Here is a 17,227-nt window from a genome sequence, read left to right on the forward strand (position 1 = left end):
ATAAAGGATGAATATCTGAACTGAAATAATTATCCATTTAAACGTAAAAAATATGCGAATCATGCCTTTCCTTAAAAAAAATTGTACTTTTTTGGGAAAATATTACAGGAGTACCCATCATTTTAAATTGAATCACGTACACTTGTTAATAGGATTATTATTGTGAATACTGTAATTTAACGTAAGCTCGTGCGGTGAATATGACATATAAACGTACTATTAAGCATATTACTATCTTGTCAACGCTTCTCCTTGTCATTCAGGGTTCCCTTTTTGGCCAGGGTTATCCGTCTCTGGATTGTTCGACGGCATTAAGATTATGTAATACTACCAACAGGAATGATACAATTCAGGCTCCATTTACAGGTGTAGGCTTTGATGATCTGGCTGGAGGCGACTCCGTTTGCTGGGCTTCAGGTGAAAATAGACCCTTTTGGTACAAGTTCACTGTGGCCAATACAGGCCCTTTTGAAATGACTATTGATGACAATGTTTTTTTCGGTGGTGCTCCACTTGCACTTAGTTTTGCCAATAATTGGGCTATTTACGATGTCACCGGTGGTTGCAATATTGGTCCTTCAACTCAGGTGGCCTGTTTGGATAATGGCGGAAATACCGGGCCCACTGGAATTAGAAACAGCCCTCCTAATGCGCGTTTCATTGCCCCAATTAACTTAACCGCAGGTAGAACTTATGCCCTTGTAATTGATCTTGGAACTGGTTTTATAGCCGGATTTGACATTTTCATCGAGTTGAGTTTTAATGACTCCGGATTACCCGGTGCAGTAGATTTTTCTAGTTTAAACGCCAATTTTACAGTTTCTGATGACACGGCCTGCGTCGGACAGGTAGTGAATTTTACAGACATTACAAGCGGAGGAGACCCACCTTATTTGTACAGTTGGGATTTTGGAGACGGAACAGGGACTTCTACTCTGGCAAATCCAAATTATGCTTATACTGCCAATGGCTCTTACACTGTTAGCCTTACTGTAGATAATGATACCAATCTTACCTGTACAAGTGTTGTAAATCAAACCATGGTAGTTCAAGATGTTGTGGTTACTTTGGATCCTGTCCCTGACCAATGTCCAAACAGTCCTCCTGTTACTTTAACAGGGAATCCTGTAGGTGGGATTTTCAGCGGGCCTGGGGTTGTAGGAAATACATTTGATCCTTCTATTGTTGGCACGGGTACTTACCTTATTACATACAATTATACTGACCCAAATGGCTGTACAAATTCCGATAATATTTCAATCGATGTATTAACACCGGTTGTGCTCACGGTTGATAAGGCATCTGAAACAATTTGTGAATCAATAGATACTGCTGTTTTTACCGCCGGTGGTGCAACATCCTACCAGTGGTTTGAAGTTGGTAACCCGGCTGTTCTCTCTACAAGTAATGTGTTTTCAATTTCACCTAATACTACTACTCAATACGCTGTAAGGGGTGAAAATGCAGCCGGTTGCGCCGAATTTGATACGGTTACTGTTTTTGTCAATCCACCTCCTACTGTTAATATTACAGCATCATCGAATCCAATTTGCTTTGGCAACAGCGCTACCTTAACAGCCTCCGGTGCCAATACCTATCAGTGGTTTGAAGTAGGAAATGCCATCGCCATTTCTACATCAGCAGCAATTAATGTTTCTCCGGCTACAAGCACCGATTATTTGGTCATTGGAACGACTACCGCAACTGGATGTTTTGATTCAACTATTATAACCTTAACGGTAAATCCATTGCCCACAGTAGGTGCTAGCGCAGATATTAACCCGATTTGTCCGGGTGGAACAAGCACATTAACCGGATCAGGTGCAAATACCTATCAATGGTTTGAAGTTGGAAATGCTGTCGCCATTTCTACATCGCCAAGTGTAGCTGTAAGCCCGGGAGTAAGCACAGACTATATTGTAATTGGTACCAACACCACGACTGGTTGTTTTGATTCTGCATTCATTACTGTAAATGTAAATGCAGCAGTAACCGTAAATATTACAGCAGGGTCAAATCCGATTTGTCAGGGTGAAAGCACCAATTTAACTGCTTCAGGAGCCGATACTTACGAATGGTTTGAAGTAGGAAATGCAACAGCCATTGGTACAAGTTCAGTCATTAGTGTTTCTCCAATTGTAAATACAGATTATATAGCAGTTGGAACGGCCACTGTAAGCGGTTGTATAGATACTGCTTTTATTACCTTAAATGTGAATGCGAGCCCTCCGGTTGCTATCACTCCATCGTCTAATCCCATTTGCAATGGCGAAAGTACCAGTCTAACCGCTTCCGGTGCGGATACCTATCAGTGGTTTGAAGTTGGAAACGCCGTGTCTTTCTCAAGTTCTTCAGTTGTGAATGTCAGTCCTACAATAAATACCGATTATTTTGTAATTGGAACAGAGACTGCTACAGGTTGCTTTGACACTGCATTTATCTCAATAACCGTAAATCCACTGCCGAGTGTCAATAGCAGCGCAGATTTAAATCCAATTTGCCTTGGTCAAACAAGTAATTTAACAGGAAGCGGAGCGGATACCTATCAATGGTTTGAAGTTGGTAATGGCACGGCTATATCAACGACTGCTAATGTTTCTGTTAGCCCGGTTGTAAGTACGAATTATTTTGTTGTTGGAAACCTGACAGCCACGGGTTGTTTTGACACCAGTTTTATTACGATAAATGTTAACGCAAACCCGCTCGTCAGCATTACTGCAGGTTCTAATCCTATTTGTTTAGGTGATACCACCAATTTAAATGCCGCTGGAGCAGATACTTATCAATGGTTTGAGGTTGGAAATGCAATAAGCATAGGTAGCGGTACTGTACTTTCTGTATCTCCGGCATTGACAACGGACTATTTGCTCGTTGGTACGGCGACAGCCACAGGTTGTATTGACTCGGCCACAATTACATTGACGGTAAATCCTCTTCCAAATGTTAATGCAGTAGCAAGCAGCAACCCTATTTGTTTGGGAGAAAGCAGCACTTTAACAGCTTCAGGGGCTGATACCTATTTATGGTTCGAAGTGGGTAATGCTGTAAGTTTTTCTTCCTCTGCCATAGTGAATGTGAGCCCTGCAGCCAGCACAGATTATTTCGTCATTGGTAATGAAACTGCCACAGGATGCTCGGATTCGGCATTTATTACTATCACCGTTAACCCAATTCCAAATGTAAATGCAATTGCTGATGTCAATCCAATTTGTCCCGGGGACACCTCTAATTTAACTGCTTCAGGTGCCGATACTTATCAGTGGTTTGAAGTTGGGAATGCTGTTGCTATTTCAACCTCGTCTACTGTAGCCGTAAATCCGGCTTCGAATACCGATTATTTTGTAATAGGTACTAATACTTTGACCTCTTGTTTTGATACTGCTTTTATTACTGTAAATGTGAATCCAGCGGTTAATGTTAATATTACTGCCGCAACTAATCCAATTTGCCAGGGTGAAACGACAACTCTTACGGCTTCGGGTGCAGATACTTACATTTGGTTTGAAGTTGGGAATGCTACAAGTATCGGCTCAGGTGCCAATTTAAATGTTTCACCGGCATCAAATACTGATTATATCGCAATAGGTACAATAACCGCTACCGGTTGTTTTGACTCTGCATTTTTTACTTTAAATGTTGATCCATTGCCAACGGTGAACAGCAGTGCCAGTGTTAACCCGATTTGTTTTGGCGAAAGTACAAATCTCAGTGCCAGCGGAACTGACACATATCAATGGTTTGAAGTTGGAATCGCGGTACCAATATCTACAAGTCCTAATGTTAGCGTATCTCCTGCAAGCAGCACCGATTATTTTGTAATTGGTACACAGACCTCTACCGGTTGTTTTGACACATCATTTATTACTATTAATGTTAATCCGCTTCCAAACGTAACTGCGAGCGCTGATGCCAATCCAATTTGTATTGGAAGCAGCTCAAATCTTAGCGCAGCCGGAGCCGATACATATTTGTGGTTTGAAGTTGGGAATGCTGTTTCAATAGGTAATACTTCAACCATTAATGTGAGTCCGGCAGCAAGTACTGACTATATAGTAGTGGGTACAAATACATTGAGTGGTTGCTTCGATTCAGCTTTTATTAGCATTTCTGTTGTTCCCGGAATAAATCCAACTGTGAGTATTGCATTTAATCCGGATACTACGTGTTTTGGAGATACCACATTTTTTACAACCATTGTTACTGGTTCCGGAATAAGTCCGACTTTTCAATGGTTGGTAAATAATATTAGCCAGGTCGGGTTTACCACTTCTACATTTTTTAGCAACAGTTTGAATCCCGGTGATGAAGTAAAAGTTTTAATGACGTCTTCAGAACCATGCGCCACAGGAATTGCAAGGGACAGCTTAAATCCTCTGATCCTCACTAATTTGAGTACAGCAGTTAGTCTGAGTCAATCTCCATCCCCTGTCTGTTTTGGTGATTCAACAGCATTTATTGCCAGTCCAACAAATGGCGGTAGCAATCCTGTTTACTCATGGACCATAAATGGCAGCCCTCAAGCAGGAATTACGGGTGATTCATTGATTTCAAATTCTGTCAATAATGGAGATCTAGTTGCTGTTCAAATGAGCTCTTCAGAAATATGTAATACAGGTCCCGCCTCAGCCAATATAAGTGCGAATATCAATCCAACAGTTAATCCAACGGTAAGTTTAATTCAAAGCCCAAGCCCATCCTGTATTGGTGATACAGCTTTATTTACGGCAAGTTTTAGCGGAGGAGGCTCTAGTCCCGTATTTGCATGGACTGTAAATGGCAGTCCTCAAGCCGGCTTTACCGGAAGTACATTTTTTAGCACTGCATTGAGTAATGGTGATTTGGTAGAAGTAACATTGACATCGAGTGAAATATGCTCGAGTGGCCCCGTTAGTTCAAATTTAGCCGCGAGTATAACCAGTAATGTCAATCCAAGTGTTTCCATAGTGCAATCACCAAATCCTGTTTGCAGTGGTGATACGGTTATCTTTTCTACAATCTCATCAGGTGAGGGCTCTTCCCCTACTTTCCAATGGAGCATAAATACGATTGTTCAGATTGGAGAAACAGGCCCATCTTTAACTTCAACTACAATTAATGATAATGATCTGATTGAAGTATTGCTGACTTCCTCGGCTTCATGTGCCACCGGAACCGCCAATTCAAATTTAAATGCCTCTGTAGTTACCAGCGTTAGCCCTAATGTTTCTTTAGTACAAAATCCATCGAGTGCCTGCAGCGGAAGCAATATCGATATAATCGCCAGTCAAAGCGGAGGAGGATTAAGCCCTGTATTTGCCTGGACAGTCAATGGTACGCCACAGGCAACAAGCGGTAATGTCTTGAGCAGTACTTCATTTAATAATGGCGATAGCGTAGATGTTATTATGACCTCAAGTTCATCCTGCGCCATCCCAACTACGGCCAATGCAAGTCTTGTAGTCAACCTCACCGGAAATATCACACCATCAGTTAGCCTGAGCCAAATACCATCAAGCATTTGCAATGGTGATTCGGTTAGATTTAGTGCTGTTCCTACCTCTGGAGGACTAACACCATTTTATAACTGGTTTGTAAATGGAGTGCCTCAAGCTACTAACATTGACTTTATCGAAGGAAATACGTTTGTCAATGGCGATCAGGTGATAGTCGAACTGGTTTCCTCTGAAATTTGTGCGACCTCAACCGCTTTTGATACAATCTTGGTTAATAGCGTAGCTTCCATTGTGACAAATCTTGATTCAATTGTATACGATGTCAATCCGGTTTGTAGTGGCACGGCACTGGGCTTCAAGGCTTATGTTTCGGGTCAGGGTATTTCGCCATTGTATACCTGGGAGGTCAATGGAATTGATCAATCGGTAAATTCTGACAGCATAAATCTTAATAATTTATCAAATGGTGATTCAATTCGTTTTACGGTTGCATCATCTTCTTCCTGTGCTGCTCCGGGTATAGACGATAGTGTTTTTGTCATCAACTCTGTTTTTGATCTTCAGCCTTTTATTACCGTCATTCAACCAAGCGCCTGCGGATCGGGAAATGGAATTATCACTGTGGATTCGGTCAATCTGGGTTCCGGATCTTATCAATATTTGATAAACAGCGTTGACTCTTTCACTAATTCATTCAGCGGATTAGGCTCCGGAGCATATTTGATAACCATAAATGATCTGGTTTCAACTTGTAGTTTTGATACTACAATTAGCATTAATGTTGCAGGGGCTATTTCAGCTTCGGTTAGCACTACTCCTACCCTTTGCAGTGGATTAAACAATGGTCAGGCTCAATTCCTTTCTTTAAGCGGTGGTTCAGGGTTTTATGAGTTTTCAATTGATACCGGTGCAACATGGCAAAACAGCAATGTATTTAATAGTCTGGCACCGGGAAATTATTTAGGAATAGTTCGCGATAGCCTGGATCCTACTTGTACCTTCCAATTGAATTTTTTTATCGGAAGTTCCTTTAATGTTAGCGCAATTATTCAGGTAGATAAGGAAACGAGCTGTGGAGCAAATGATGCCGTTATTAACATTTTAAGTGTTTCCGGTGGTACTTCACCTTATCAATTTATTCTTCTCGACAGTATCGGAGATACCCTGGAACCAATTCAACCTATCACTTCTTCAGTGGATAGCCTATCGCCGGGAAATTATACTTTGGTCATTCTGGATGCCAATGGCTGTCAGATTTCGATCAACATTATCATCAATGGTTTGATTGCACCAACGGCGACACCAATAGAAGTTCAGGCCGTTAGTTGTTTTGGTGGAAATGATGGCTCAATAGCCCTTAGCAATTCTCAGGGAGGATCGGGTACCTATCTTTACAGCATTGATGGCGGTACATTCCAGGCCGATACCCTGTTTAATAATTTGCTCGCAGGAAATCACGTTCTGAGTATAAGAGATGTGAGTACGCTGTGTACTTCCAATTATAATTTTGTTCAGTCTCAGCCCGACTCCATGCAATTATTCGCTACAATTACTCCACCTACGAATTGTTCGAGTAATAACGGAATAATAAATATTGACTCAGTTTTAGGTGGAAATGGTTCTCCCTATACTTTTGTTTTGAATGGAAATACGGTAAGCAGCCCAATCACAGGATTAGACGATGGTTTTTATACATTGATTGTTTCTGATAATTCAAGTTGTACGGATACCAACTCAATTAATATCACCGTTTCCGGATCGGGAGCACCCAATATCAGTGTTCAAAATATTGATTGTTTTGGAGATACTAGCGGGATCTTAAGCATCGACACGGTAATAGGTGGTACAGCTCCTTTCCAATTTAGTTTAGACAATGTTATTTTCGATACTACCAGAACTTTTACAGGTCTAAGTAGTGGAAATGGCGTTTTATTTATGGAAGATGCCAGTGGCTGTCTTACAACCGTGCCTTATTTCATTAGCGAAAATCCCGAAATAACAGCAAATATCACTGCTGCCGATATCAGCGATTGCAATCTGACAGATGGAAGTTTAAGCATCAGCAATATTTCCGGTGGGCAACCGAATTACGTTGTACAATTAAATGGAAATAGTCAGGCAAACATTCCTCCTGCTATTACGGTTTTTAACAATCTCGACAATGGTGTTTATACCATTCAAATATTGGATCAGCTCAATTGTGTTGCTGAATTTACCGATACCATTTTTGCACCAAACAATATTGTAATTGGTAATATTATTCGAACAAATCCAATTTGCTATGGTGCAAACAGTGGTTCTGTTGAATTGACAGGCATAAGTGGCGGGGTAACTCCTTATTCATTTGCCTTAAATGGCAATCCTGTTCCTTCCAATCCTATTGGAGGTTTATTTGCAGATTCTACTTATACCATTACTGTAATTGATAATGACAATTGCGATGTGAGTGTCGATGTAAGCCTGGTTCAACCTGATTCATTATCCTTTGATCTAAATATTACAGGTAACGCGGATTGCGGTGAAAATACCGGTTCAGTGCTGGTTTTAAATCCAATCGGTGGGGATGGTAATTATGTTTATGAAATAATAGGAGCCGCCGGACAACAAAGCTCAACCTTGTTCGATAGCCTCAGTGCCGGTAATTACAATTTATTGATGAGTGATGGAAACAATTGTCAGCAAGTCAGAGCTTTCCAGATCACTGGTACTGCTCTATTGAATTATTCTGTTTCTGCAAATTCAATAACCTGTAATGGTTCTGATGATGCATCGATTGCAATTTCAGGTTTGCAAAATGGTTTTGCACCTTTTGCTGTGAGCTTTGATAATGGAATCCAATTTCTACCCGGAACATTTAGCTCTGATACCACTTTTAATCAGATTGCGGAAGGTTTATATGATATCGTAATACGCGATTCACTGAATTGCTTATACAACTTTGGATCCACTATTGAAATAACAGAACCGGACGCTATTGTAGCTGAGATAGAGAATATCACAATGACCATAGAAGACTCGTCAACAGGACGAGTGGCTATATACGATGTAGTCGGAGGAACAGAGCCTTATACACTGAGTTTTGATGGGGATCCGGCTTTCAATCTAATTCTGAATCCAAATACACAGGCCTTTGATACCGTGCTGGAAAAAATAAGTGAAGGAATTCACAACATACGCATAAATGATTCACGAAATTGTACAGAATCGTTTGAAGTCTATGTGGAAGCTTATGAATTTGCCAACAGATTCACCATTCCAAACATATTCACTCCAAACCAGGATGGATACAATGACTATTTTGTAATTCCAAAGCTTCCTTCCGGCAGCAAATTAAAAATATTTGAAAAATCCGGCCGGCCCGTATATAGTAGTGATGATTATCAAAACGACTGGGATGGCGAAGGCTATGCCGACGGTACCTATTTCTATACTCTGGAAATTCCAAATCAGGGAATATTCAAGGGATTTATTGAGATATTCAGATAGTAGCTAAATATTTCATGGTATCCACTCCATCTGCATAATCCCATAATTCGGGTTCCTGGCTTTTGCCAAATGGAATGGTTTTGATTCCCAGTTTTGTATTTGAAACAATGCATTGAATATTCTCGATCTGAGATTGAATATTTATTTCGAGACTTTTTAAATCCTTATAATAGCTGTATTGAAGATTTGCCACCGGGCAAAAAAGACTTTGTCCCTCTTTCAAGAGAAGAAAATCTGAGGCGAGATGAGTGTCTCCGTTAACCAAATATATCGATCTGTAATAGTCATAATTGTTGGCGTATTTATTATTGTTAATAACATCAGAAAATACTTCCAGTGCATCAAGTATTGTTACCGGTGACATTGATTCATGCAGGTACAAATAAGTCACGTTTCTGCAGCCCAGACCGTAATAATCAAAAATATCTTTTCCAAGCTCCTGCAATTCTTCTTTGCTCTCAAAACCCGATAAGACTGCCACGGAGGTTCTGTTTTTTCTAATAATATTTGGGTATTTTGAAAAATACTGATGAAAATATCGTGCAGAATTATCACTTCCGGTGGCAATAACAGCATCAATATCCTTTATTCTTTCTACTACAATCCATAATTTTTCAAATTCAAGGTCAATCTTTATTAGTTCATTTCTTAAAAAATTCATCAGTACTGAATCTTTTGAACTTAATTTTGTAATGGCCATATTACCCGACATTAATACACAAAGCACATCGTGAAATCCAACCATTGGAATATTTCCTGCAAGGACTAATCCCACTTTTTTACTTTGACTGATTGGTAATTCGGGGTATGAATCAATCCAATTTTTAAGATCAGTCTCATTCAGCCATTTGCAAATACCTAATAGTGCCTTGTTAATATTATCGCTTGTAAACCAGAGATTTTCATTAAATGCACGCATGAATAATTGCTCTTTTTCTTCATTTCCAAGTTTTTGTAGCGTATTCCCCAATTGAGAAAAAGAATGAATTAACCTTTCTTTAGTCATTTCCGATTTGATGCTTAATTTTGCAGCCGAAAATTAAACATTTAGCCTTGAATTGAGGTTAAAAGATTAAAATTGGAATGCTATGGCTATAATGATAACCGATGAATGCATCAATTGTGGCGCTTGTGAACCCGAGTGCCCAAATACTGCAATTTATGAAGGAGGTGTAGAATGGAGTTTTTCCGGCGGAACAGAACTAAAGGAAATAGAATTAGAAGATGGTAGCAATATGGATGCGGGCACAATGATGGAGCCAAAATCGGATGAATTTTACTATATCGTAACCGATAAATGTACTGAATGCATGGGATTCCATGAAGAGCCACAGTGCGCGGCTGTTTGTCCTGTAGATTGTTGTGTTGACGATCCCGAAGCAAGAGAATCGGAGGAAGAACTACTCGCCAAAAAAGCATGGATGCACGGTGAATAATATTTGAATTAAACAAAGCAATTATAAATCCTTCTCTATTGGGAAGGATTTTTCATTTTTGCAGAATAAGCACTATTTATGAAAACAATCGACGACATATCATTTTCAGGAAAAAAAGTATTAATGCGAGTGGACTTCAATGTCCCTCTGGATTCAAATCAAAAGGTAAGCGATGAAACAAGAATTAATTCAGCCATACCTAGTATCAAAAAAATCCTTAATGAGGGTGGAGCTGTTATACTTATGTCTCATCTCGGAAGACCGAAACAGGGACCGGAAGCTAAATTTTCCTTGAAACATATCATTCCAAATTTGAACAAAGCTCTGGGGCTTGAAGTACAATTTGCCGATGATTGTATCGGAAAAAGTGCAAAAGAACTATCTGAAAAGCTCAATAGCGGAGAAGTATTACTTCTTGAAAATGTCCGCTTCTACAAGGAGGAAACCAAAGGCGATACCAATTTTGCAAAACAGTTAGCTTCTCTTGGCGATGCCTATGTCAATGATGCTTTTGGAACCGCTCATCGGGCCCATGCAAGTACCACAACCATTGCGGAATTTTTTGAAGAAAAAGCAGCGGGCTATCTAATACAGGCTGAAATTGAGAATGCAAAAAAAGTGTTGGAACACACCGAAAGACCATTCGTAGCAATCATGGGGGGTGCAAAGATTTCTGATAAAATATTAATTATTGAAAAGCTTCTGGATAAGGTAGATTACCTTATCATCGGTGGAGGTATGTCCTATACATTTATTAATGCACAGGGTGGGAAAATTGGAAATTCCCTTTGCGAAGAGGACAAAATCCCGCTTGCGAAAGAACTGATAGGCAAAAGTAAAGATAAGGGTGTATCGATATTGTTACCAATGGACTCTGTGGCAGCCGATGCATTTGATAATGATGCCAATACGATGATTTGCAATAGCCATGAAATCAAAGATGGCTATATGGGTCTGGATATCGGGCCACAAGCCATAAAAACATATTCTGAAACTATATCTTCAGCAAAAACCATATTATGGAATGGACCAATGGGTGTTTTTGAAATGGATAATTTCAGCAAAGGAACTAAAGAAATTGCCAAGGCAATAGCGGCTGCCAGTGCGAAAGGTGCATTTTCACTAATAGGTGGAGGGGATTCTGCTGCTGCTGTCAATCAATTGGGATATGGTGATAAAGTATCTTTCGTTTCTACCGGAGGAGGTGCTTTATTGGAATATTTCGAAGGAAAAGAGCTTCCAGGGATACTGGCTTTAGACCAATAATTTGAATATTTATACAAAGTTTTTAAGGTACATAAATGCCTTGAGTATCGACATTGCGATTGGTGCAGTAGCTTGCTCTAAGCTTTTATATATCATCTTAGATTTAAATTCAATTTGGCATTATGATTTGGTATTAGGACTTAGTGTTTGGTTGATTTACACCCTCGATCATCTTGTTGATGCCAAATTGATTAAAAAAGAAGCTGTTTCTTTCAGACATCGATTCCATCAGAAGCATTTCACTTTCATAAGCTTAATTGCCTTGCTGGCCATTTTGATTAACGCTGCCTTTACTTTGTTTTATTTTCCTATGGAAATCATTATTGCAGGACTATCTTTAATGATTTTTGTAGTTGTACATCAAATATTAAATCACTTCTCCAAAGATTATTTCTTCCTGTTTGGCAAGGAAATGCGTGTGGCTTTAGGATACTCACTTGGCATTGCTTTAAGCCCATTTATTTCTGCAAAATATATTTCCCCTGATGCCTATCTGGCATTAGTTATATTATTTTTATTAGCCCTTATCAATCTTTTATTTTTTAGCACTATAGAACGAGAAGCCGATATGGAAGATCGGTTTACAAGCATCAGTTTGTACTGGAGTCCTTATAAAATCAGTCAAAGCATTAAAATAGCAGCACTTTTTTGTTTGTTTTTGTGTCTGTATTTTATATCCCTCAGTGAGCATACGCTTATCGGACTATTACTGTTGACAATGCTGTTTATTCTATTTCTTTCTTTTAGAAAATCACAACTACTTATTTCCACCGACCTTTACCGAAGCCTTGGAGACGGAATATTTTTAATTCCAATTGTTCTATTTTGGCTATAAATGACGAATAACTACGGTATAATTGCTCCCTTTTATGATCTACTTAAAAAAATTGTATTTGGCCAATCTTTGATAAAAGCCGAATGCATCCATTTAAACGGAGTCAGTCAGGAGAGTAAATTATTGGTTGTTGGATGTGGAAGTTCGGAATTTCTTGAACACATTGACACAAGTAAATTTAAATGCATAAACTGTATTGATAAAAGTGCCAAAATGTGTGAAAAAAGCAGAAAAAGACGCGATAATCTGAATCTGGCAGATAAAATCCGAATAGAAAAAAAAGATTTTAAAAATTTTGGCTCATCAGTGAAATACGATGTAATCGCATTGCCCTTTTTTCTGGATAGTCAAAAATTCAATGATATACCTTTAATTCTAGATAAATGTCATTCCATGCTTGCAGAACAGGGCTCATTAATCATCACCGATTTTAACTCAAAAACATACCGAAAATCAAATATTTTGCTTATAAAAAGCATGTATATTTTTTTTAGAATAAGCACAAATATCCCTGTATTAACTCTATTTGATACAAGAAATTTTATCGATTTAAAGAAATGGAAACAGGAAAATAGCTATTTAAGCCCTAAAGAGCTTATATTTAGTATAAAATTGAAAAAAATTCCGATTTAGTCGGTTACATTTATATAAAAAAGAAAATCTATATATGATATAAACTTTCAGGTGAGAACCTGATTTAAAAAAATTTAGTTCTTTTGTATATAACTAATACAGCAAACATGCTTGACAAGCAAACCTTGATTGATAAACACCTGAGTAACTTGGTGTATTTGGCTAAAATCGATGATCACTTTGATCAGACCGAGAAAGATCTTGTATATAAGATTGGTTTTAAAAGTGGCCTCAATGCTAAGCAAATTGATCAATTAATAGACCGGGCTGAAGATATCGACATCGTTGTACCTGACAATGAGGAGGATCAGTTCGAATACCTCTTTAATGTTGTACAGATGATGATGATCGATGGCAAATTATATCAAAAGGAGCTGGACTATTGTGTAGAAGTTGCCATCCGACTTGGATTCAAGAAAATTATTGTTACTGTACTTATCCGTGCTATAGAAGACGGTTTGAAACTCGGTTTGGATGTTGATTCCATAAAAAGAGAAGCATTTGACCTAATTGCCGAATAGTTATCCACATCTTATAAAATAACCCCTTTTCCGGGGATTCCTTTTTACCAAAAATGCTAATTTCGCTCCATTGCAATCTAATATATGGAGATTACACGACTGGAAGCCAAAGGCTTTAAGAGTTTTGGTGATAAGATTATTATAAATTTTGACAAGGGTATCACTGGTGTAGTGGGCCCCAACGGTTGTGGCAAGTCAAATATCGTTGATGCCATAAGATGGGTGCTTGGTGAGCAAAAATCCAGAACATTGCGCTCAGACAAAATGGAAAATGTCATTTTTAATGGCACCAAAAAGCGAAAGGCCATGCAAATGGCAGAGGTCTCCCTTACATTTAACAATACTAAAAACATTCTACCTACTGAGTATTCTCAGGTAACCATTACCAGGAGATACTATCGCTCGGGTGATAGTGAGTACTTATTAAATGGAGTTCAATGTCGCTTAAAGGATATTACCAATCTTTTTATGGACACAGGCATCGGATCTGATTCCTACGCCATAATTGAGCTTAAAATGGTCGATGATATTCTTCAAAATAAGGATGGAGCAAGAAAAAATCTGTTTGAAGAGGCTGCAGGTATTTCAAAATTCAAGGTTAGAAAACGACAAACCCTTAAAAAACTCGAGGACACTGATAAGGATCTTGAACGTGTGGAAGATCTTCTTTTTGAGATTGAAAAAAATATGAAAAGCCTGGAAAAACAGGCTAAACAAGCTCAGAAATATCAGGAATTAAAATCAGATTATAAAAGCAAAAGTATTGAGCTCGCCCAAATCAGCATGAGTTCTCACAAACAAACGCTGGATAAATACAAGGCACAAATACAATCCGAAAAGGATCAAAGAAGTGATATACAAAGTAAAATTCAGAAGCAGGACTCAAAAATTGAAGAGGAAAAGAAAAATCTAATTACCAAAGAAAAAGAACTCTCCTCAGCACAGAAATCGTTAAATGAGCATGTAGAAAAAATCAGAAATTACGAGAGCGAAAAAAATATCAAAAACGAAAGGCTCAGATATCTCAATTCCAATCTGGAAAGGTTAAATGAACAGTTGGACTCGGATAAAAAAAGTAATGAAAGGGCCGCATTTAGTATAAAAAGTCTTGAACAGGAACTTTTAGAAATCGCTGAAGAGGTGAAAGCCAATACCAGGAAAGTTGAGGAACTCCAAAAATTACATCATCAACAAAAAGAAATAACAGAAGCTAAGCAAACTGTATACGATGAATTACTAAAAAGCAAAACCAATGCTCAACAGGAATATTATCAAATTTCCAAAGCTATAGAAATCAATGAAATTCAGCTCGAATCACTAAAACAACAAATAGAACGTGCAGATACCGACAGCGGTGCCAAAGAAAAAGACATTGAGATGTTTTCAGAAAAGATCGCAATTCTCGAAAACAACATTAAGGAAAAAGAAAAAGAACTTTCAGTTCTGAAAGACGATGAAAGCAAAGTAGTCAAACAAATCGAAGCAGCGGAAAACGACATTGAAAAGATTCGAACTAAACATATCGAAGTCCGAAGAAGTATCGACTCCAGGGAAAATGAGTACAAACTCACAAAATCACTGGTCGATAATCTGGAAGGTTTTCCCGAGGCAATAAAATTTCTTAAAAAATCAGGCAATTGGGCAAAAAAGTCACCGCTGCTTTCCGATATTATTTCTACAGATGAAAACCACAAGTTGGCTATTGAAAATTACCTTGAACCCTACCTGAATTACTATGTGGTGGCCAGTCTCGACGAGGCATTAAAAGCTATTCATTTATTGAGCGACGCCAGTAAGGGAAAGGCCAATTTCTTTATCCTTTCTGAATTTGACAATTACCTTTCTCAAAAGCCAAAAATCTTTAATTCAGCCATCGCAGCTACCGAACTGGTAGAATACGATATGCAGTATAAAAAACTGGTGCAATACCTTCTTGATAATGTCTATATCGTTGAAAAATTTGACAACAGTATATTATCAGATAAAGATGTAGTATGGATAAGTAAAGATGGGAAAACAGTAAAAAGGAAGTTTAGTCTGTCCGGCGGTTCAGTAGGACTTTTTGAAGGCAAAAGGATTGGAAGGGAAAAAAATCTGGTCAAACTAAAAAATGAAATTCAAAAACTTCAAATAAAAGATCAGGAGACCGAAGCCAAACTTAAAAAACGGCAATTTGACCTTGAGGAGCTCAAAAAGGCTGATAAAAACCATATTATCGATGAAAAACAGGACTATTTGAATAACCTCAAACAAGAGCTGGTTTCTATCAAAACAAGGAAAGAGCAATTTGAAGATTTAATTGCTTCGAGTTCAGGTCAAAAAGAAGATATCCGTGCTAAAATTGAAGAGATCGAATCTTCGAAACTCGAACAGGGGCCTAAACTCGAAAAATGTCAAATAGCACTTGAAAATATAGAACAGGAATTAAAATCTGCCGCAGAAGCACTTGAGAAAGAAAAATCCAATTCTTCGGAAGCCTCTCAGGCTTACAATGAAGCAAATATCTTTTTTATTCAGCTTCAGAATAAAGAAAAGTCGCTGACCCAGGATATCGATTACAAAAAAGGCAATTTTGAAAACAGTAAGGAAAGAATAGAAAAAGCTCAAAGTGATATTCAGAAAACCAATGAAGAGATAAAAGTCTTACTCAGTAAAACCGATGCTGCGGAGTCTGATCTCGTTGAATTATACGATCAAAAGGAATCCCTTGAAAACACGGTTAATGAAAAGGAAAAAGCCTATTATGCGCTGAGAACGTTGATCGATGATATAGAGAAGCAAGTCAGGGAATTTCAAAGAAAAAAAGAGGTGATTGATTCATTTATCCACAGTCTTGAGGAAAAAAGAAATGAAACAGACCTGGCAATGACCGCCCTCAAGGAGAGGCTTTCTGTTGAGTTTGAAATTGAAATTGACATAGCCAAAATTGATGGCAATAAAAACATTGATGAGGAAGAAAAAGAAGCGCTGTTAAATGAAGTTCAAAAAATAAAAGATCGTCTCGAGCGATTAGGCCCTATTAATCCCATGGCGCTGGAAGCTTATGAGGAGATTAAAAACCGATATGATTTTATAATAGAACAAAAAGAAGATTTAATAAAAGCAAAGGAATCTCTCTTAAATACCATCTCGGAGATTGACATGGTGGCTAGAGAAACATTTGAAAAGGCATTTGAGCTAATAAGGGTTAATTTTCACAAGGTATTTCGCACGCTTTTTACAGAAGAAGATTCCTGTGATTTAAAACTAATAAACCCCGATGATCCTGTGGATTCCGACATTGAAATATTTGCGCAACCCAAGGGCAAACGCCCGCTAACCATCAATCAATTGTCGGGGGGAGAAAAGACGCTTACGGCCACTTCCCTATTATTTGCAATTTATCTATTAAAACCGGCTCCCTTTTGTATTTTTGACGAAGTAGATGCGCCTTTGGATGATGCGAATATTGATAAATTCAATAATATTGTTCGGGAGTTTTCCAATGAATCTCAATTTATAATCGTCACACATAATAAAAGAACCATGGCAAGTACAGATATAATTTATGGGATTACCATGGTAGAAAATGGGGTATCGAGAGTCGTTCCTGTAGACTTAAGAGAATTAACCTGATTA

The 17,227-nt window shown here is 38.3% G+C and carries 8 protein-coding genes; 7 read left to right on the plus strand and 1 reads right to left on the minus strand.

Annotation, left to right across the window (positions count from 1 at the left end):
* The first annotated feature begins 200 nt into the window (after positions 1–200).
* Positions 201–8,918 (plus strand): gliding motility-associated C-terminal domain-containing protein, encoded by an 8,718-nt coding sequence (locus tag HZR84_01130; protein ID QNL20612.1) that lies wholly within the window; start codon positions 201–203, stop codon positions 8,916–8,918.
* Here the strand turns inward: HZR84_01130 and HZR84_01135 are convergent.
* Complete coding sequence (locus HZR84_01135) at positions 8,911–9,924, minus strand: acyl-CoA reductase (GenBank protein ID QNL20613.1); 1,014 nt, start codon at positions 9,922–9,924, stop codon at positions 8,911–8,913. The genes HZR84_01130 and HZR84_01135 overlap by 8 nt on opposite strands.
* 82 nt (positions 9,925–10,006) lie before the next feature.
* Here HZR84_01135 and HZR84_01140 point away from each other — a divergent pair, with 82 nt between their 5' ends.
* The 6 genes from HZR84_01140 to smc all read left to right on the plus strand — a co-directional run bounded on the left by HZR84_01140 (position 10,007) and on the right by smc (position 17,224).
* Complete coding sequence (locus HZR84_01140; protein ID QNL20614.1) at positions 10,007–10,354, plus strand: 4Fe-4S dicluster domain-containing protein; 348 nt, start codon at positions 10,007–10,009, stop codon at positions 10,352–10,354.
* 78 nt (positions 10,355–10,432) lie between these two features.
* Positions 10,433–11,620, plus strand: coding sequence for a phosphoglycerate kinase (locus HZR84_01145; protein QNL20615.1), 1,188 nt, complete (start codon positions 10,433–10,435; stop codon positions 11,618–11,620).
* A 1-nt stretch (position 11,621) separates the two neighbouring features.
* Positions 11,622–12,455 (plus strand): hypothetical protein, encoded by an 834-nt coding sequence (locus HZR84_01150; GenBank protein ID QNL20616.1) that lies wholly within the window; start codon positions 11,622–11,624, stop codon positions 12,453–12,455.
* Positions 12,456–13,088: a class I SAM-dependent methyltransferase gene (locus HZR84_01155; GenBank protein QNL20617.1), complete on the plus strand. Its 633-nt coding sequence runs from the start codon at positions 12,456–12,458 to the stop codon at positions 13,086–13,088.
* Positions 13,089–13,195: 107 nt separating this feature from the next.
* Positions 13,196–13,609, plus strand: coding sequence for a hypothetical protein (locus HZR84_01160; GenBank protein QNL20618.1), 414 nt, complete (start codon positions 13,196–13,198; stop codon positions 13,607–13,609).
* Positions 13,610–13,693: 84 nt separating this feature from the next.
* The gene (gene smc, locus HZR84_01165) at positions 13,694–17,224 is read left to right on the plus strand and encodes a chromosome segregation protein SMC (protein ID QNL20619.1); all 3,531 of its coding nucleotides are present in this window, start codon (positions 13,694–13,696) and stop codon (positions 17,222–17,224) included.
* Positions 17,225–17,227: the final 3 nt, after the last annotated feature.

Origin of the sequence: Hyphobacterium sp. CCMP332, from assembly GCA_014323545.1 — a bacterium.
In the GTDB taxonomy this organism is placed as follows: Bacteria; Bacteroidota; Bacteroidia; order Cytophagales; family CCMP332; genus CCMP332.

Excerpts from the sequence above, each read along its gene's own strand:
- HZR84_01155 (QNL20617.1), top strand. The coding sequence starts at position 12,456 with ATGACGAATAACTACGGTATAATTGCTCCCTTTTATGATCTACTTAAA.
- HZR84_01145 (QNL20615.1), top strand. The coding sequence starts at position 10,433 with ATGAAAACAATCGACGACATATCATTTTCAGGAAAAAAAGTATTAATG.
- HZR84_01130 (QNL20612.1), top strand. The coding sequence starts at position 201 with ATGACATATAAACGTACTATTAAGCATATTACTATCTTGTCAACGCTT.
- smc (QNL20619.1), top strand. The coding sequence starts at position 13,694 with ATGGAGATTACACGACTGGAAGCCAAAGGCTTTAAGAGTTTTGGTGAT.
- HZR84_01160 (QNL20618.1), top strand. The coding sequence starts at position 13,196 with ATGCTTGACAAGCAAACCTTGATTGATAAACACCTGAGTAACTTGGTG.
- HZR84_01135 (QNL20613.1), bottom strand. The coding sequence starts at position 9,924 with ATGACTAAAGAAAGGTTAATTCATTCTTTTTCTCAATTGGGGAATACG.
- HZR84_01140 (QNL20614.1), top strand. The coding sequence starts at position 10,007 with ATGGCTATAATGATAACCGATGAATGCATCAATTGTGGCGCTTGTGAA.